The sequence below is a fragment of the Variovorax sp. PvP013 genome (genome assembly GCF_050435945.1).
Classification (GTDB): Bacteria; Pseudomonadota; Gammaproteobacteria; order Burkholderiales; family Burkholderiaceae_C; genus Variovorax.
In genome coordinates this window covers 621,839-638,977 of the sequence record NZ_JBNDLF010000001.1, presented here as the reverse complement: position 1 = coordinate 638,977, position 17,139 = coordinate 621,839, and the positions used below count along the sequence as shown (strand labels likewise).

Here is a 17,139-nt window from a genome sequence, read left to right as displayed (position 1 = left end):
CCTTGATTGAATTCGTAGTACATCATGCCTACATCCGACCAAGTTGTTATTAAATGTTAACTATAAAGTTGTAGCCATGCCTTGTCGAGGCGCTTGACGCTGACGGGTTGAGGCGTTCGCAGTTCCTGTGCGAAAAAGCTCACTCGGAGTTCTTCGAGCAGCCAGCGGAACTCCAGCATGCGCTCGTCCACCACCCCTTTTCGCTCGGTGACGAGGCGCCAATAGCGCTGTTCCTGCGGCTGCAGCTCGGCCAGGCGCGCCGCGTCGCGCGCCGGGTCGCCACGCAGCTTGTCCAGGCGCAGGGTGATGGCCTTGAGGTAGCGTGCGAAATGTTGCAACTGCGCCCAGGGTGTGTCGGCGATGAAACGCTTGCCCATCAGCTTCTGCAGTTGCTGGGTGGCATCCGCCGTGGCCGCGGGCTGCGCCTTGGTGTCCTTGATCTTGCGCACCGCCGCCGCGTAGTCGACCAGGATCGTGCCGGCCAGCCGCGCGACCTCGACGGCGATGAGCGTGAGGCGGCCGCGTCCCTCGTCGAGCCGGCGCTTGAAGGCGAACTCGTCGGTCGGCAGCGGCTCCTGCAGGAAGGCGCGGTCGAGGGCCACGTCGACGATCTGCTGGCGCAGCTCCTCGGCCGTGCCCAGCGACATGTAGGCGGCGGCCATCTTCTGCAGGTCGGGGACGTTCTTCTCCAGGTACTTGAGGGCGTCCTTCAGCTGCAGCGCGAACAGTCGGCGCAGGCCGACGCGATGCTTCGCCGCGGCGACGGCGGGCTCGTCGAAGACCTCGATGCTCACGGCGTCGCCGCCGTCGACCAGCGCCGGAAAGCCGATCAGCGACTGCGCGCCGCGCCGCACCTCCATCAGTTCGGGCAGTTCGCCGAAGGTCCAGGCCGTGTAGCGGGCGCCGGCCGGCAGCGACGGCGTCGCCGGCGCGGCGGGTGCCGTCGCGGCCTTGCGCCGGGCGCCGGGTGCGCCCGGGGCATCGCCGCCGACCGGCGACGCCCCGGCGGCCTCGGCCGGCGTCGCGCGCACGTTGAGCCCGGCCAGCGCCTGGAAGGCCCCGCGCGCCTGGGCGCCGAGTTCGGCCTTGAGCGCGCCCAGGTTGCGCCCCATGCCCAGCTGGCGGCCGTGCTCGTCGACCACGCGCAGGTTCATGAACAGGTGCGGCGGCAGCATGTCGAGCTTGAAGTCGGCGCGCAGCACGTCGACGCCGGTGAGCTCGCGCACGCGCTTGAGCAGCGCGTCGGTCAATGAGCCGGCGCCGAACACCTCGGGCGCCGACAGCGCCTCGGTCAGCCGCGCGGCCGACTCGGGCAGCGGCACCAGGCGCGAGCGCGGGCGCTGCGGCAGGCTCTTGAGCAGCGCCTGCACCTTGTCGCGCAGCATGCCGGTCACCAGCCACTCGCAGCGCTCCTCGCTGACCTGGTTGAGCACGAACAGCGGCACGGTGGCCGTGAGGCCGTCCTTCGCATCGCCGGGCTCGTGCAGGTACGCCGCCACGCAGTCGACGCCGCCCAGGCGGATCGTCGGCGGGAACGACTGCACCGTGATGCCCGCCGCCTGGTGGCGCATCAGCTCGTCGCGCGAGAGATGCAGCAGGCGCGGCTGGGCGCGCGAGGCCTCGCGGTACCAGTGCTCGAAGGAGGCGCCGCTGGCCACGTCGGCCGGCAGCTGGGCGTCGTAGAAGGCGTAGATCAGCTCGTCGTCGACCAGCACGTCCTGCCGGCGCGACTTGTGCTCCAGCCCCTCGACCTCCTTGACCAGCTTGCGGTTGGCCGCCAGGAACGGCAACTTGCTCTCCCATTGCCCGCCGACCAGCGCCTCGCGGATGAAGATCTCGCGCGCACCGACCGGGTCGATGGCCGCGAAGTCCATGCGCCGGCCGCTGTAGACCACCAGCCCGTAGAGCGTGGCGCGTTCCAGCGCCGTGACCTGCGCGCCCTTCTTCTCCCAGTGCGGGTCGAGCAGCTGCTTCTTCAGCAGGTGGCCGGCGACCTGTTCCAGCCACTGCGGCTCGATGTTCGCGATGCCGCGTCCGAACAGGCGCGTGGTCTCCACCAGCTCGGCCGCGACGATCCAGCGACCCGGCTTCCTGCGCAGGTGCGCGCCCGGATGCGGGTAGAACTTGATGCCGCGCGCGCCCAGGTACTCGCCATTGCCGCCCGAGCCCGATGGTCGCCCCTGCCCGGCCGCCGGTGCCTGGCCGCCGGTGGCGACCGGGTCCTCCATCTTCCAGCCGACGTTGCCCAGCAAGCCGGCGAGCATCGACAGGTGCAGCGCCTCGTAGCTCGCCGCCTGCTTGCCGAGCGGCCACTTGTGCTCGGCCACCACCGTCAGCAGCTGCGAGTGGATGTCGCGCCACTCGCGCACGCGGCGGATGTTGACGAAGTTCTGCCGCAGCAATTGCTCGTACTGGCGGTTGGTGAGCTTGTGCGTGGGCTGCGCGGCGGCCTCGGCCGGCAATGCCTCCACGGTCGGGCGCGACAGGCGCTGCGCCACCGGCAGCACCGCCGCGCTGGCGCGCCTCGGCCCGCCCTGCTGCTGCGCCATCTCGCGCCGCGAGGTCGCCACGGGCGCGCCGCCGCGCGCGTCGTGCAGCCATTTCCACAACGTCAGGTAGCCGCTGAACTCGCTCTTCTCGTCGTCGAACTTGGCGTGCGCCTGATCGGCCTGCTGCTGGGCGTCCATCGGCCGGTCGCGCACGTCCTGCACGCTCAGCGCGGCGGCGATCACCAGCACCTCCTCCAGGGCGCCGCGCTCGCGCGCCTCCAGGATCATCCGGCCGACGCGGGGATCGAGCGGCAGCCGCGACAGTTCGCGCCCGACCGCCGTCAGCTCGTTGGCCTCGTCCACCGCGCCGAGCTCGGCCAGCAGCTGGTAGCCGTCGGCGATGGCGCGGCGCTGCGGCGGTTCCAGGAACGGGAAACGCTCGACGTCGCCCAGGTGCAGCGACTTCATGCGCAGGATCACGCCGGCGAGCGAGGAACGCAGGATCTCGGGGTCGGTGAAGCGCGGCCGGCCCTCGAAATCCTTCTCGTCGTAGAGCCGGATGCAGATGCCGTTGGCCACGCGGCCGCAGCGCCCGGCGCGCTGGTTGGCCGCCGCCTGGCTGATCGGCTCGACCAGCAGCTGCTCGACCTTGCTGCGGAACGAATAGCGCTTGACGCGCGCCGTGCCGGTGTCGATCACGTAGCGCGTGCCGGGCACGGTCAGCGAGGTCTCGGCGACGTTGGTGGCCAGCACCACGCGCCGGCCGGTGTGGCCCTCGAAGATGCGGTCCTGCTCGGCCGGCGACAGGCGGGCGAACAGCGGCAGCACCTCGGCATCGCGCATCACCGGCTGGTTGGCAAGGTGACGGCGCAGGTGGTCGGCGGCCTCGCGGATCTCGCGCTCGCCGGGCAGGAAGACCAGGATGTCGCCGGCGTTGTGCGGATCGCGCCAGAGCTCGTCGACGCCGTCGGCGATGGCGTCGTTCATGTCGTACTCGCGCGATTCCTCGAACGGCCGATAGCGCTGCTCGACCGGGAAGGTGCGGCCCGACACGTAGATGACCGGCGCCGGCACCATGTCGCCCCCACGCTCTCCCACTTCGTGCGGATCGCCGCCCCCCGAGGAGGCCGCGCCCGCCTTGGGACGGCCCGACGCCGGGCGAGCCGACCGGAAGTGCTGCGCGAAGCGCTCGGCGTCGATGGTGGCCGAGGTCACGATCACCTTCAGGTCGGGCCGGCGCGGCAGGATCTCGCGCAGGTAGCCCAGCAGGAAGTCGATGTTGAGCGAGCGCTCGTGGGCCTCGTCGATGATGATGGTGTCGTAGGCCTTGAGCAGCGGGTCGGTCTGCGTCTCGGCCAGCAGGATGCCGTCGGTCATCAGCTTGACCGAGGCGTCGCGCGAGAGCCGGTCCTGGAAGCGCACCTTGAAGCCGACGACGTCGCCCAGCGGCGTCTTGAGTTCCTCGGCGATGCGCTTGGCCACCGAGCTCGCGGCGATGCGCCGGGGCTGCGTGTGGCCGATCAGCCGGCCCTGCCCCGGCGGCTTGCCAAGCTTGCCGCGCCCGAGCTGCAGGGCGATCTTGGGCAGCTGCGTGGTCTTGCCCGAGCCGGTCTCGCCACAGACGATGACGACCTGGTTCTCGGCGATGGCCCGGGCGATCTCGTCGCGCCGGGCGGAGACGGGCAGCGATTCCGGGAATTCGATGGTGAGGGATTGCATTGCCGTCGATTATCGATGCCACACGAGTTCACGTGTTCTCGTGTAAAGTGAATCCTCTTTTTCGGAGGCCCGCATGTCCAACCTCACGATCTCCATCGACGACCACCTGATCAAGCAGGCGCGCGTGCGCGCCATCCAGCAGGGCACGTCGCTGAGCGCCAAGATCCGCGAGTACATCGCCGCCTACGCCAGCGGGACCGCCGACCGCCTCTCCGGCGACGCCACGACCGACCTGCTGCGGATGATCGACGACGTGCGCACGGAAGTGCGGCAGAACGCCGCCGCGGATGCTTCCGGTTCCGGCGCGGGTTCCGGGCCGTCCACCCCCGCATCCCGTTCGCTGCGGGAAGAACTCCACGAGGGCGACTTCAGGGCGCGCGACCGGCTCCGCGGCGCCTTGGCGGATCGGGCATGACCTCGGGCGACCGCTGCTTCCTCGACACCAATGTCCTGCTCTACGCGTTCGACGACACCCAGCCGACCAAGCAGGCCATCGCCCGGAAATTGATCGAGCGGCTGGGCCGCGAGCGCAAGGCGGTGCTGAGCACGCAGGTGCTCATCGAGCTCTTCCACGACCTGGTGCGCAAGTTCAAGGTGGCCGCCCCGACGGCGTCCCTGATGACGGCCGCCTTCTGCGAGTGGCCGGTGATCGACAGCGACAACGCACTGGTGCTCAAGGCCATGGCGCGCGCCTCGGAGCACGGCCTCTCGATCTGGGACGCGATGGTGGTCGAGGCGGCGATACGCTCGGGCGTCGGCACGCTCTACAGCGAAGACATGCCGCACGGCCAGCGCTTCGGCGACCTCGTCCTCCTGAACCCGTTCACCGCCCTCGCCTGAGGCGCACCACCGACAACCCTCCCACCCTCCCATGTCCGCCGTCTTCAACTTCACCTTCGTGCCCTGGTTCCGCTCGGTCGCGCCCTACATCCACACGCACCGTGGCAAGACCTTCGTGGTCGCCCTGGCCGGCGAGGCCATCGCGGCGGGCAAGCTGCAGAACATCGCCCAGGACCTGGCGCTCATCCAGTCGATGGGCGTGAAGATCGTGCTGGTGCACGGCTTCCGTCCGCAGGTCAACGAGCAGCTGCGCGCCAAGGGGCACGAGGCGCGCTACTCGCACGGCCTGCGCATCACCGACGAGGTCGCGCTCGACTCGGCCCAGGAGGCCGCCGGCCAGCTGCGCTACGAGATCGAGGCCGCCTTCAGCCAGGGCCTGCCCAACACGCCGATGGCCGGCTCGACCGTGCGCATGATCTCGGGCAACTTCATCACCGCCCGGCCCGTCGGCGTCATCGACGGCATCGACTTCAAGCACTCGGGGCTGGTACGCAAGGTCGACGCCGTGGGCATCCGCCGCACGCTCGACTTCGGCGCCATGGTGCTGATGTCGCCCTTCGGCTTCTCGCCCACCGGCGAGGCCTTCAACCTGACGATGGAAGAAGTCGCCACCAGCGTGGCCACCTCCATCCAGGCCGACAAGCTGATCTTCCTCACCGAGATCCCCGGCATCCGCGTCGACAGCGAGCTGCCCGAGAGCGAGGACAACCCGATCGACACCGAGCTGCCGCTGGACGTCGCGCGCAAGCTGCTCGCCACGCTGCCGCCGCCCCAGCGCCCCACCGACACCGCGTTCTACCTGCAGCACTGCGTGAAGGCCTGCGAGGCCGGCGTCGAGCGCAGCCACATCCTCCCCTTCTCGGTCGACGGCGCGCTGCTGCTGGAGATCTACGTGCACGACGGCATCGGCACCATGGTGATCGACGAGAAGCTCGAATCGCTTCGCGAGGCCACGGTTGACGACATCGGCGGCATCCTGCAGCTCATCGAGCCCTTCGAGCGCGACGGCACCCTGGTCAAGCGCAGCCGCACCGAGATCGAGCGCGACATCCACCAGTACACCGTGATCGAGCACGACGGCGTGATCTTCGGCTGCGCCGCGCTCTACCCCTACCCCGAGGCGCGCACGGCCGAGATGGCGGCGCTCACGGTGTCGCCGCAGGCCCAGTCGACGGGCGACGGCGAGCGCATCCTCAAGCGCATCGAGCAGCGCGCCAAGGCGCAGGGCTTCGACAGCATCTTCGTGCTCACCACGCGCACCATGCACTGGTTCATCAAGCGCGGCTTCGTGCAGGTCGACCCCGACTGGCTGCCCGAGGCGCGCAAGCGCAAGTACAACTGGGACCGGCGCAGCCACGTGCTGGTCAAGAAGCTGGGCTGAGGCCCGCCGCCGACCCGCCGGCCGGGCGGCCGCTATTGGCCGGTCAGTTCGCGGTAGGCCTTGCGCGTGGCGGGCGAGACCGAGTCGAGCAGCAGCGCGTACGAGGTCTGGTGGCGCGCCAGCATGCGCGCCGAGGCCACCGCCTTCGAACGGCAGTACCAGTGGCAGGTGTGCTGCATCAGGAACAGCTCGGCCGACATCGTGAAGGCGCGCGCCTTGGCACTGCGGCCCTCCCGCTGGGTCGCGGCCTCGGCGATGCCGCGCGCGTGGATCGCGAAGGCCTCGCGCACGTCGAAGCTCAGACCCGGGAAGACGTGGCCGGCATAGGGCAGCGCCACCGGCAGCCGGCTCACGCGGGCCTGCGCGGCGTCGACCTTGGCGAAGTCCCGGGCGAAGCGCCCGAACTGCGAGGCCAGCGACTTCTCGCTCGGCTCCAGCAGGGCCCAGATCTGTTCGCGCCGCACCGGATCGTCCTCGCCCAGGCAGCGCAGGTAGCCCTGCGTCACGGTCTCCATGAGCTTCTCGATCTGGTACTGCCCGAGGTGGCTGCCCAGCAGGGCGATGCGGCTGCGCTGCTGCTTCGACTTGAGCACGAAGGCGCCGGCGGCGAACAGGGCCGCCAGTAGGAAGAAGTCCATGAACGGGAGAAAGGCGGATGCCGGAGGAAAGGGTGGCCCTCATTGTCTCCGACGACGCGCACCCGACGCCCGGGACACCGCGCAACCGGCTCCGCCGCGCCGCCGGCGTCGCCCCTGGAAGGGGGCGGGCGAAGCGGCAGGCGGTGCGCGAAGACGGGGGGCGACCCCTCAACGCCTCATGGGCATGCGGTCGATCTCGGCGAACACCGTGGCCAGATCGACGTCCGATCCTTCGGTCATCTTGGTGCCGCCGTCCTTGCCCACGAGCACGAAGGTCGGCGCGCCTTTCGCGTCGAGCCCCAGGGCGGCGAGCAACGCCCGCGTCTGACGCTCGGTCAGGGGCTGGTCGTCGCGGCTGCCCCGACCGGCGACGACGGTGTAGAGCACCATCTCGCGGTCCCGGAAGGCCTCGCGCGTGGCGGTCTCGCGCAGCGCGGCCCGCACGCGGCGCAGCAGCGGATCGTCCTGCGACGGCACGACCAGCACCACCGGCCGCGTCTTCCAGCGCTCGGCGACCAGGGGGTTGTCACCGGCCGCCGACGCGGGCGCGGCGAACGCCGGCGCCAGCCAGAGCGGCGCCAGCGCGAAGGCGATCGCCAGGGTCCACAGCAAGGCGCGCAGTCCGGGAAACTTCGACGGGTTCATGGGCAGGGTCTCCAGGTCGGGGTGGGGGTCGGGTCGGAGCGCCATGCCGATCGGCTCGGCGCCAACGGAAGAAGGGCGCGCCCCGGATCGTTGCCGATCCGCGGCGCGCCCTCCTCGCGATCATCGGCGGCAACGATGCGTGCGGCGCTCGCCCCGCGCATCATCGCCGCCCGGCGCGAACGTCGATCACTTAGGCAGCAGGACCTTGTCGACGACGTGGATGACGCCGTTGGACTGGATCACGTCGGCGATGGTGACGTTGGCCGTGCCGCCCTTCTCGTCGGTGATCATGACCTTGCCGCCGCTGCTCTTGGCCGTCAGCGTGCCGCCGGCGACCGTCTTCAGCATGGCGGTGCCCTTGCCTTCGGTGATTTGCTTGGTCAGGGCGGCGGCGTCGATCTTGCCCGGCACCACGTGATAGGTCAGCACGCCGGTCAGGGCGGCCTTGTTCTCCGGCTTGAGCAGCGTGTCGACCGTGCCGGCCGGCAGCGCGGCGAAGGCGGCATTGGTCGGGGCGAAGACCGTGAACGGACCCGGGCCCTTGAGCGTGTCGACGAGACCGGCGGCCTTGACGGCGGCGACCAGCGTCGTGTGGTCCTTGGAGTTGACGGCGTTGTCGATGATGTCCTTGGTCGGCGACATCGGGGCGCCACCCACCATGACGTCGGCGGCCATGGCGGATACGGCACCCACCGACAGGGCGGCGGCGAGGGCGATGGAGGCGAGGCGGGAAAGCTTGGCTGGCATGGATGACTCCTGGGTTGGGATGGGTTCGGCTGTCACGGTTCGCGTGGCAGTTGTCATCCATACGGGCGCCCTCGCCCGGCGGATTCAATTTCCGTGAAAGATTTGCTGATTCGCTCGACGGCTCACTTGCGCAGTCCCTGCAACTTGGCGAACGCACTGGCCATCTGGCCGGCCGGCTGCGGCGATGCGTCGCGCCGCGGGGCGCTCGCCTGGCGGCCCCGGCCAGCGCTCTCGAAGCGGTTGTCGCGCGGGGCGTCGCGGCGCGCCGGGGCGGCGTCGAGCTTCATCGACAGCGCGATGCGCTTGCGCGCCGCGTCCACCTCCAGCACCTTCACGCGCACGATGTCGCCGGTCTTGACCACCTCGCGCGCGTCGGCGACGAACTTGTGCGCCAGCTGGCTGACGTGCACCAGCCCGTCCTGGTGCACGCCGAGGTCGACGAAAGCGCCGAACTGCGCGACGTTGCTCACGGTGCCTTCGAGCACCATGCCCTCGACCAAGTCGGCGATGTCCTCGACGCCGTCGTTGAAGCGCGCGACCCTGAAGTCCGGGCGCGGATCGCGGCCGGGCTTCTCCAGCTCGCCCAGGATGTCCTTGACGGTGATGACGCCGAAGGTCTCGTTGGCGAAGAGTTCCGGCCGCAGGGTGCGCAGCATCTCGGCGCGGCCCATCAGTTCGGCGACGGGCCGGCCGGTGCGCTCGATGATGCGCTGGACCAGCGGGTAGGTCTCCGGATGGACGCCGGTCATGTCCAGCGGATCGGCGCCGCCGCGGATGCGCAGGAAGCCTGCGCTCTGCTCGAAGGCCTTCGGCCCGAAGCCGCCGACGTCGAGCAGCTGGCGGCGGGTGGAGAAGGCGCCATGCGCCTCGCGCCAGCGCACCACCGCGCGCGCCACGCTCGGCGACAGGCCCGAGACGCGCGAGAGCAGCGGCACGCTGGCCGTGTTCAGGTCCACGCCGACCGCGTTCACGCAGTCCTCGACCACCGCCTGCAGGGTGCGGGCGAGCGCGCCCTGGTCGACATCGTGCTGGTACTGGCCGACGCCGATCGACTTCGGGTCGATCTTCACCAGCTCGGCCAGCGGGTCCTGCAGCCGCCGGGCGATGCTCGCCGCGCCGCGCAGGCTGACGTCGACGTCGGGCATCTCCAGCGAGGCGAACTCGCTGGCCGAGTAGACCGACGCACCGGCCTCGCTGACGACCACCTTCTCCAGTGCCTTCGCCCCCGACGCGGCGACGGCGCCGCCGGCGTCGGCCGCCTGCCTGGCCAGCCGCTTGATCAATTCGCCGGCGAGCCTGTCGGTCTCGCGGCTGGCCGTGCCGTTGCCGATGGCGATCAGGTTCACGCCGTGCTTGGCGCACAGCTTCTCCAGGGCGTGCAGCGCGCCGTCCCAGTCGCGGCGCGGCTCGTGCGGGAAGACCGTCGCCGTCTCGACCAGCTTGCCGGTGGCGTCCACCACGGCCACCTTCACGCCGGTGCGGATGCCCGGGTCCAGGCCCATGACGACGCGCGGCCCGGCCGGCGCGGCCAGCAGCAGGTCGCGCAGGTTGTCGGCGAAGACCTTGATGGCGGTCCGCTCGGCCTCCTCGCGCAGGCGGGCGAACAGGTCGCGTTCGGTCGACAGCGACAGCTTCACGCGCCAGGTCCAGGCGACGCACTTGCGGATCAGGTCGTCGGCCGGGCGCTTGGCGTGGCTCCAGCCCAGGTGCAAGGCGATGCGGCCCTCGGCGATGGAGGGCTGGCCGGGCTCGGGCTCGACCGGCAACACCAGCCGGGCGTCGAGGATGTCGAGCGCGCGGGCGCGGAAGACGGCCAGCGCCCGGTGCGAGGGCACGCGGCCGATCGGCTCGTCGTAGGCGAAGTAGTCGCGGAAACGGGCGACGTCGGCGTTCGCCTCGTCCTTGCCGCTCATGAGGCTGGCGCGGAACAGGCCCTCGGCCCACAGCCACTCGCGCAGGCCCTGCACCAGCACCGCGTCCTCGGCCCAGCGCTCGGCCAGGATGTCGCGCACGCCGTCGAGCACGGCGGCCACGGTGGAGAAGTCCGGGCCGGGCTTGCCGTCGTCGAGCGTCGTCGCCGGCCGCAGGAACGCCTGCGCCTCGACCGCCGGATCGCGCGTCGGGTCGGCCAGCAGCCGGTCGGCCAGGGGCTCGATGCCGGCCTCGCGCGCGATCTGGCCCTTGGTGCGGCGCTTCTGCTTGAAGGGCAGGTAGAGGTCCTCCAGCTCCTGCTTGGTGGGGGCGGCGGCGATGGCGGCACGCAGCGCGTCGGTCAGCTTGCCCTGCTCGTCGATGCCGCGCAGGACCACGGCGCGGCGGTCCTCGAGTTCGCGCAGGTAGGACAGGCGCGCCTCGAGCTCGCGCAGCTGCACGTCGTCGAGGCCGGCGGTGGCCTCCTTGCGGTAGCGGGCGATGAAGGGCACCGTGGCGCCGCCGTCGAGGAGGTCGACGGCGGCCTTCACCTGGTGCTCGCCGATCCGGATCTCGGTGGCGAGCTGGCGAATGATCTGTTGCATGGCTGGAGGGGTCCGAAGGAGACGCGGCAGGCGATGCCGGCCCGGTGAGGCGAACGAGACGGGTCGGCGGAGCCACGGGACTCCGGCGACGGAAGCCGGAAAGTTTGCCATAGCGCCCACGGACCGGAAGCCCGTCGCGTCGGGTCCCGGAGGACCCGGCATCGTGCAAGCTTTAGGCTACATTCCCTGCAGATGTCCGACGCCACCCCGCCCCCCAGCCCCGAGGACCGACGCCTCGACGCGCTGCGCCGGCTGGACCTGATGGACAGCCTCCCGGAGGAGGACTTCGACGACATCGTCACGCTGGCCTCGGAGATCTGCGGCACGCCCATCGGCCTGGTGTCGCTGGTCGACGGCGAGCGGCAGTGGTTCAAGGCCCGCGTCGGCCTGGCGGCGCAGCAGACGCCGCGCGACCAGGCCTTCTGCGCCCACGCCCTGCTCGAACCCGACCGCCTGATGGTGGTGGAGGACGCGACGCAGGACGCGCGCTTCGTGGGCAATCCGCTGGTCACCGGCCACCCCGACATCCGCTTCTATGCCGGCGCGCCGATCTTCTCGCCCGATGGCTTCGCGCTCGGCACGGTGTGCGTGATCGATACGGTGCCGCGCACCCTGACCGCCTCGCAGGCCGCCGCCCTGCGGGCCCTGGCGCGACAGACCTCGGCGCTGATCCGGCTGCGCGCCATGAACATCGCCCAGCGCCGGCACTCGGAGGAACTGCAGCGCCAGGTCACGGCCGCATTGACGGACGACTCCGGCGCCCACGCGGCATTGCAGCAGCGCCACCGCGTCGCCTCCATCGGCCAGCTCACCAGCGGCCTGGCGCACGACTTCAACAACCTGCTGCAGACCATCAACGGCAGCCTGCAGCTGATCCTGCGCAAGGCCGAGCGGCCCGACCTGAAGCGCTGGGCCGGCGGCGCCATGGACGCGGTGGCGCGCGGCGCCAAGCTCACCTCGCACCTGCTGGCCTTCTCGCGCTCGAACGTGGCGCAGCGCTCGGTGGTCGAGGTCGACGCCTTCGTCGCCGGCATGCGCGACCTGCTCGATCGCGCCCTGGGCCCGGAGATCCAGCTCACCCTGAGTCCCGGCGCCGCCGGCGTCACCGTGAACCTGGACGTGACGCAGCTCGAGGCGGCGGTGCTCAACCTGTGCGTCAACGCCCGCGACGCCATGTGCGGTGCCGGCGCGCTGCGCATCGCGACCTCGGTCGTGGAGTTCGAGGGCGACGCCACGCTGCCGCGCGACCGCTACCTGGTGCTGGAGGTCGGCGACAGCGGCCCGGGGATGCCGCCGGAGGTGGTGGAGCGCGCCTTCGAGCCTTTCTTCACCACCAAGACCGGCGCCGGCGGCACGGGACTCGGGCTGGCGCAGGTCTACGGCTTCGCGCTGCAGGCCGGCGGCACCGCCCGCATCCGGGTCGTCCCGGGCCGCGGCACGACCGTCGCGCTGTGGCTCAAGGCCTCGCCCGGCACCGGCGCGGCGCGCGGCGCCGCCGAGACGCCCCGCACCGCCGTGCCGGCCTCCGGCGCGCGCGTGCTGCTGGTCGACGACGACGCGGTGCAGTGCGCGACCTGGTGCGAGCTGCTGGTCGACGCCGGCTACCGGGCGCGCGGCGTGTTCACGGGCCGCGCGGCGCTCGATGCCATCGCCGCCGAGCCGCCCGACGTGATGATCGTGGACTGCGGCATGCCGGTCATGAACGGTTCGATGCTGGCCCAGGAGATCGGCGCGCGCTGGCCGGCGCTGCCGCTGGTCTTCGTCACCGGCCAGGCGGAGGTCGACGGCGTGCGCCCGTCGATGACCGGCGACGCGCAGCTGCTGACCAAGCCGCTGCTGCTCGAACAGGTCACGCACGCGATCGAGACCGCGCTCGGGCGCTGAAGGCACCCGGGCCGGGTCCGGCCGATCCCGCCGTCCGGCCCACAATGGCGGCCATGTCCGCCTTCCGCAAGCTGCTGCACGCCCTCGTCGGGGTCCTGCTCGTTCCGGTGCTGCTGTTCGAGGAATGGGGCTGGAACCCGCTGGCCGCGCAGGTGGCGAAGCTGGCGCGCCTGCCGCTGTGGGCGCGCCTGGAGCATCGCCTGCGCACCATGCCGCCGTGGGGCGCGGTGCTGGTGTTCCTGGTGCCCGTGCTGCTGCTGTTCCCCGTCAAGCTGCTGGCGCTGGTGCTGTTCGGCAACGGGCACTACGCGGGCGGCGTCGCGCTGCTGGCGGGCGCCAAGCTGGTCGGCACGGCGATGGTGGCGCGCATCTTCCAACTGGTGCAGCCGGCGCTGATGCACCTGCCCTGGTTCGCGCTCTGGTATCCGCGTTGGACGGCCTGGAAGAACCAGTGGCTGGGCATCGTGCGCCGCAGCGCGCCCTGGCGCGCGGTGCGGCGGTGGCGCTCGGGCACGCGGCGGCGCTGGCGGGTGTTCTGCCGTGGGTTCTGGCGGGTGTCCTGAAGCGGAATTTCAAGCATCAGTCGTCGGTGCCAAGCGCATCGATCACCGATGCGTGCTCGAACAAGGCATTTTCCCGATCCACTCAAGGCCAAAGCCTCGGCAAGCGAGAGCGCAGCCAGTCGAGACGCGACGGTGGCATGCGCACCCTCCTTTCCGGACCTTGGTCTTTCATGCGATAGGCAAGGGAATCATCCTCATATTTCAACGGAGTGACCGGCTCCCCCATGGCCAACAATGGACTGAAGAATCTTTCAGCGAGCAATTCGTTGTCCATGGACAGCACTCGGAGGCGCACTTCGTCGTCAGGAAAATTTTCCGGCTGAATGAATCCGTTGAGGCCACAGAGTTCGATCACGTACGGCACCCCTCGAAACACATGGACTCCACCTTTCATTTGCCTGGTATAAAAATCACATTGTCGATAATCATTCGAACTTGGCAACAATGCGAACCAAATCGCGCAAAAAGCAAGGACCGAAAAAAATACCGACGCCAACACCCCGGGAATAAATGCAATCTTTTCGACAATCCATTTTATCGAGAGATAATTGATGGAGACAAGGATCAAAATGAAAATCGCAGTTGGCAAGTAGAGGGAGAGAAATTCGCTGCCAGAAGGCACCGAGAATTCCCAATACAGAAGCATTGCGACGTAGGCGAAGGCATAGACAGGAACGGCACAAGCCAATAAAAAAATCGACTTGAAAACAGTAGTACACTTTTTTTTCATCTTACGTAATCGTGGTATCTTTCACCCAGATCGATGGTGATCGGCACCGGAAGCTTTACCATCTCGAGATCGGAAAATATCAAAAAATCGCCGCCTCTGTTTTTTTATTTGTCGCCAGCTTCTGAAATCACGATTCCTCACAGGATAAAAAACCTCTTTGTCCTTCAAACTGCTTCCCACATCGACTGGCTTGTCGAGATTCGGTGGGATAGGAGGAAGATACGACCTCGAATCATCTCCTGCTTTCAACTTCAATTTTTCGGCGGCATAGACGTCATAGGCAACAATGACACCATGACGATTCCAATGCCCAAGATACTGAGAAATATCAGTCTTATCATTGAATGAATAAATATCTTTCGCATACAAAAAAATGTGAGTGACCTCCGCCACGGTATGGCGTCGCACCTTCCAAGGATTTGTGCCGTAGTACATGTTCTGCGTCGTCGAAAATCTCGCTTTTGCAATCGCCGCATAAAAATTGAAGTTGGCCAGAGAAGCCGCCAAATCGTTCATTGGAGAAATTCCGCGCAATTCATTTTCTGCGATCTTCCATTTATCACCCACTGCATCGAGCATGGAAACACCAGCAAACTGAAACTGAAAATTCCTATGCAACTCCTGTATGTCTTTGTTGCATTTGTCCCAAGCATTCAGAACATCAGGACAACGATCGCGGTAGTGAGCCATGAAATCCTTCAATATTTTGGCCAGCTTCTCTCGAGCAGAATCGTTGTATATGTTTTGAGATTCGTTTTTCTTCAGTTTTGTTGACTGGAGGTGTTCGTATCGCCGCCGCACGGTACCAAACTTCAAGAGCCAGTTGATTTTTAGATTTTCGGCATCCACGTATTGCGGAAACTCGATGACCCTGGACCCGTCTGAAATTTCATGAGATTTGCCATTGAACCATCGTTCCGCACAACGCGCAGAATACTTGAAACCCAATTCATTCATGGCCTGCGGCAGATCCATCATATCGAAAGGCGGAAGCTGCGGACATTCTTCTTTCTTGTTCGAATTCATGTCTGACTGCAATGAATTCTTTGAGTCATTCGATACCAGCGATTTTGATTCAACCGTACCGCGACCATCCGTGCTCTTCTCGATAGACCGGGCATGCGCTGGCATGTGGGTTGGCCCGGCCAAGGGAATTTCCTTCGGAAGTGGCGCAGGATTTTTTTCCATGAGCATGGTTTTTTGAGTCTGTACGGGCCGACAGCCGTCAGCGCCTCGCATTACTTTCCATGCGACACCGAATAATCCTGCTTGCGGCATCAGATAAGGATGCCTGTCTCGATGAACTTCATCCAAATAATCCTGGAGATCCGACTTGATTTTTTCCAGAAACGACATCCCAATTCCTTGTATGTTTAATTCCAATTCCAAGACCAGCGATTCTATCGATCGCCATCCATATCAATCCATCGGAACCATTTCATTAACTATCGTGCATTGAACGTTTTGATATATACTTTTGCAGCAAGTCTCCAATCCAGAAAACTCGAATCTTCAAACAATTGCATTAACGATTTGCAAATCGAATCGAAGAGACATCTGGATTTCAAAGAATTGCTTCTACGTTCTCCGTTGCAGGCCGCCACCGCATGACCCCCACCCTCCACCCCACCCTCGCCGCCGGCGGCGAGCGCCCGCTCTGGAAGACCTTCGCCTTCTTCCTGGCGCCGATGCTGCTGAGCAACATCCTGCAGTCGCTCTCGGGCACGCTCAACAACGTCTACGTCGGCCAGATGCTCGGCGTGGGCGCGCTGGCGGCGGTGTCGAGCTTCTTTCCGGTGATGTTCTTCTTCATCGCCTTCACCATCGGCCTGGGCGCGGGGGCGTCGGTGCTGATCGGGCAGGCCTGGGGGGCGCGCGACACGGGGCGCGTCAAGGCCATCGCCGGGACCACGCTCGCGGTGGGCATCGCCTTCGGCCTGGCGGTGGCGGTGTTCGGCGGCTTCTTCACCACGCCGCTGCTGCGCTCGCTGGGCACGCCGCCGGACATCCTGGCCGACGCCACCCGCTACGCCCGCATCATGCTGATCGCGATGCCGGGCCTGTTCGTCTTCCTGCTGTCGACCGCCATGCTGCGCGGCATCGGCGACACGGTGACGCCGCTGTTCACGCTGGGTCTGTCGACCGCGCTCGGCCTGCTGCTGACGCCGGCGCTGATCCGCGGCTGGGGCGGCCTGCCGACGCTGGGCGTGGCCAGCGGCGCGGCTGCCACGGTGGTGTCCTTCGTCGTCGCCACGCTGTGGCTGGGGTGGCGCCTGCGCGCGCGCCGCAGTCCGCTGGCACCCGACGCCGAGTTCGCGCGCCACCTGAGGGTCGACCTGCCGCTGCTGCGCGCGGTGCTGAAGATCGGCGTGCCCACGGGCGTGCAGATGATCGTCATCGCCATCGCCGAGATCGCCCTGCTCGCGCTGGTCAACGGCTTCGGCTCGCAGGCCACGGCGGCCTACGGCGCGGTCAACCAGGTGGTCGCCTACGTGCAGTTCCCGGCGATCTCGATCGCCATCACGGCCTCGATCCTGGGCGCGCAGGCCATCGGCGCCGGCCGCGTCGACCGGCTGGGCGCCATCGCGCGCACGGGGCTCTTGATGAACCTCGTGCTGACCGGCGCGCTGGTGCTCGCGGGCTACCTGTTCTCGCGCCGGCTGATGGGCTTCTTCATCACCAGCGAGCCGGTGATCGAGGTGGCGCAGACGCTGCTGCACATCATGCTGTGGGGCACGGTCGTCTTCGGCATGGCCTCGGTGCTCTCGGGCGTGATGCGCGCCAGCGGCTCGGTGCTGGTGCCCACCGCGATCTCCATCGCCTGCATCGCGGTCATCGAGGTGCCGGTGGCCTGGTTCGCCAGCCGGCAGATCGGCCTGAACGGCGTCTGGGTCGCCTATCCGGTGACTTTCGTGGCGATGTTCGCGCTGCAGGCGGCCTACTACCGGCTGGTGTGGCGCAAGAAGCCGATCCGCAAGCTGATTTGA

The 17,139-nt window shown here is 67.7% G+C and carries 13 protein-coding genes; 6 read left to right on the top strand and 7 right to left on the bottom strand.

Annotated elements, in window-relative coordinates:
* Positions 1–56 precede the first annotated feature (56 nt).
* Positions 57–4,208, bottom strand: a complete 4,152-nt coding sequence (gene hrpA / locus ABID77_RS03080; protein ID WP_429590698.1) for an ATP-dependent RNA helicase HrpA — start codon at positions 4,206–4,208, stop codon at positions 57–59.
* Between the two features lie 73 nt (positions 4,209–4,281).
* Here hrpA and ABID77_RS03075 point away from each other — a divergent pair, with 73 nt between their 5' ends.
* The 3 genes from ABID77_RS03075 to argA are packed head-to-tail and all read left to right on the top strand — an operon-like array spanning position 4,282 to position 6,429.
* Positions 4,282–4,623, top strand: a complete 342-nt coding sequence (locus ABID77_RS03075) for a DUF6364 family protein (RefSeq protein WP_429590695.1) — start codon at positions 4,282–4,284, stop codon at positions 4,621–4,623.
* Positions 4,620–5,048, top strand: coding sequence for a PIN domain-containing protein (locus ABID77_RS03070; protein WP_429590692.1), 429 nt, complete (start codon positions 4,620–4,622; stop codon positions 5,046–5,048). The genes ABID77_RS03075 and ABID77_RS03070 overlap by 4 nt, the downstream gene beginning before the upstream one ends.
* 31 nt (positions 5,049–5,079) lie before the next feature.
* Positions 5,080–6,429 carry an amino-acid N-acetyltransferase gene (gene argA, locus ABID77_RS03065; RefSeq protein ID WP_429590689.1) on the top strand — a complete coding sequence of 450 codons (1,350 nt, stop codon included), beginning with the start codon at positions 5,080–5,082 and terminating at the stop codon, positions 6,427–6,429.
* Between the two features lie 32 nt (positions 6,430–6,461).
* On the opposite strand, the gene ABID77_RS03060 is transcribed toward argA, so the two are convergent.
* The 4 genes from ABID77_RS03060 to ABID77_RS03045 all read right to left on the bottom strand — a co-directional run bounded on the left by ABID77_RS03060 (position 6,462) and on the right by ABID77_RS03045 (position 10,975).
* Entirely contained in the window at positions 6,462–7,067 is a 606-nt protein-coding gene (locus ABID77_RS03060) for a hypothetical protein (RefSeq protein WP_429590686.1), read from the bottom strand.
* Between the two features lie 168 nt (positions 7,068–7,235).
* Positions 7,236–7,757 (bottom strand): DUF4174 domain-containing protein, encoded by a 522-nt coding sequence (locus ABID77_RS03055; protein WP_429590683.1) that lies wholly within the window; start codon positions 7,755–7,757, stop codon positions 7,236–7,238.
* A gap of 141 nt (positions 7,758–7,898) precedes the next feature.
* Positions 7,899–8,459 carry a fasciclin domain-containing protein gene (locus tag ABID77_RS03050; protein WP_429590680.1) on the bottom strand — a complete coding sequence of 187 codons (561 nt, stop codon included), beginning with the start codon at positions 8,457–8,459 and terminating at the stop codon, positions 7,899–7,901.
* Positions 8,460–8,581: 122 nt separating this feature from the next.
* Entirely contained in the window at positions 8,582–10,975 is a 2,394-nt protein-coding gene (locus ABID77_RS03045) for a Tex family protein (RefSeq protein ID WP_429590677.1), read from the bottom strand.
* Between the two features lie 192 nt (positions 10,976–11,167).
* Between ABID77_RS03045 and ABID77_RS03040 the strand changes: the two genes are divergently transcribed.
* Together ABID77_RS03040 and ABID77_RS03035 are read left to right on the top strand one after the other, a co-directional pair.
* The gene (locus ABID77_RS03040) at positions 11,168–12,859 is read left to right on the top strand and encodes an ATP-binding protein (protein ID WP_429590674.1); all 1,692 of its coding nucleotides are present in this window, start codon (positions 11,168–11,170) and stop codon (positions 12,857–12,859) included.
* Positions 12,860–12,912: 53 nt separating this feature from the next.
* Positions 12,913–13,422, top strand: a complete 510-nt coding sequence (locus ABID77_RS03035) for a hypothetical protein (protein ID WP_429590671.1) — start codon at positions 12,913–12,915, stop codon at positions 13,420–13,422.
* A gap of 82 nt (positions 13,423–13,504) precedes the next feature.
* Here the strand turns inward: ABID77_RS03035 and ABID77_RS03030 are convergent, their stop codons facing one another.
* Together ABID77_RS03030 and ABID77_RS03025 are read right to left on the bottom strand one after the other, a co-directional pair.
* Positions 13,505–14,152, bottom strand: coding sequence for a hypothetical protein (locus ABID77_RS03030; protein ID WP_429590668.1), 648 nt, complete (start codon positions 14,150–14,152; stop codon positions 13,505–13,507).
* Between the two features lie 21 nt (positions 14,153–14,173).
* Positions 14,174–15,508 carry a DUF6402 family protein gene (locus tag ABID77_RS03025; RefSeq protein WP_429590665.1) on the bottom strand — a complete coding sequence of 445 codons (1,335 nt, stop codon included), beginning with the start codon at positions 15,506–15,508 and terminating at the stop codon, positions 14,174–14,176.
* A 251-nt stretch (positions 15,509–15,759) separates the two neighbouring features.
* Here ABID77_RS03025 and ABID77_RS03020 point away from each other — a divergent pair, with 251 nt between their 5' ends.
* Positions 15,760–17,139: an MATE family efflux transporter gene (locus tag ABID77_RS03020; RefSeq protein WP_429590662.1), complete on the top strand. Its 1,380-nt coding sequence runs from the start codon at positions 15,760–15,762 to the stop codon at positions 17,137–17,139.

Coding starts and splice junctions, on each gene's coding strand:
- hrpA (WP_429590698.1), bottom strand. CDS start 4,208: ATGCAATCCCTCACCATCGAATTCCCGGAATCGCTGCCCGTCTCCGCC.
- ABID77_RS03075 (WP_429590695.1), top strand. CDS start 4,282: ATGTCCAACCTCACGATCTCCATCGACGACCACCTGATCAAGCAGGCG.
- ABID77_RS03070 (WP_429590692.1), top strand. CDS start 4,620: ATGACCTCGGGCGACCGCTGCTTCCTCGACACCAATGTCCTGCTCTAC.
- argA (WP_429590689.1), top strand. CDS start 5,080: ATGTCCGCCGTCTTCAACTTCACCTTCGTGCCCTGGTTCCGCTCGGTC.
- ABID77_RS03060 (WP_429590686.1), bottom strand. CDS start 7,067: ATGGACTTCTTCCTACTGGCGGCCCTGTTCGCCGCCGGCGCCTTCGTG.
- ABID77_RS03055 (WP_429590683.1), bottom strand. CDS start 7,757: ATGGCGCTCCGACCCGACCCCCACCCCGACCTGGAGACCCTGCCCATG.
- ABID77_RS03050 (WP_429590680.1), bottom strand. CDS start 8,459: ATGCCAGCCAAGCTTTCCCGCCTCGCCTCCATCGCCCTCGCCGCCGCC.
- ABID77_RS03045 (WP_429590677.1), bottom strand. CDS start 10,975: ATGCAACAGATCATTCGCCAGCTCGCCACCGAGATCCGGATCGGCGAG.
- ABID77_RS03040 (WP_429590674.1), top strand. CDS start 11,168: ATGTCCGACGCCACCCCGCCCCCCAGCCCCGAGGACCGACGCCTCGAC.
- ABID77_RS03035 (WP_429590671.1), top strand. CDS start 12,913: ATGTCCGCCTTCCGCAAGCTGCTGCACGCCCTCGTCGGGGTCCTGCTC.
- ABID77_RS03030 (WP_429590668.1), bottom strand. CDS start 14,152: ATGAAAAAAAAGTGTACTACTGTTTTCAAGTCGATTTTTTTATTGGCT.
- ABID77_RS03025 (WP_429590665.1), bottom strand. CDS start 15,508: ATGTCGTTTCTGGAAAAAATCAAGTCGGATCTCCAGGATTATTTGGAT.
- ABID77_RS03020 (WP_429590662.1), top strand. CDS start 15,760: ATGACCCCCACCCTCCACCCCACCCTCGCCGCCGGCGGCGAGCGCCCG.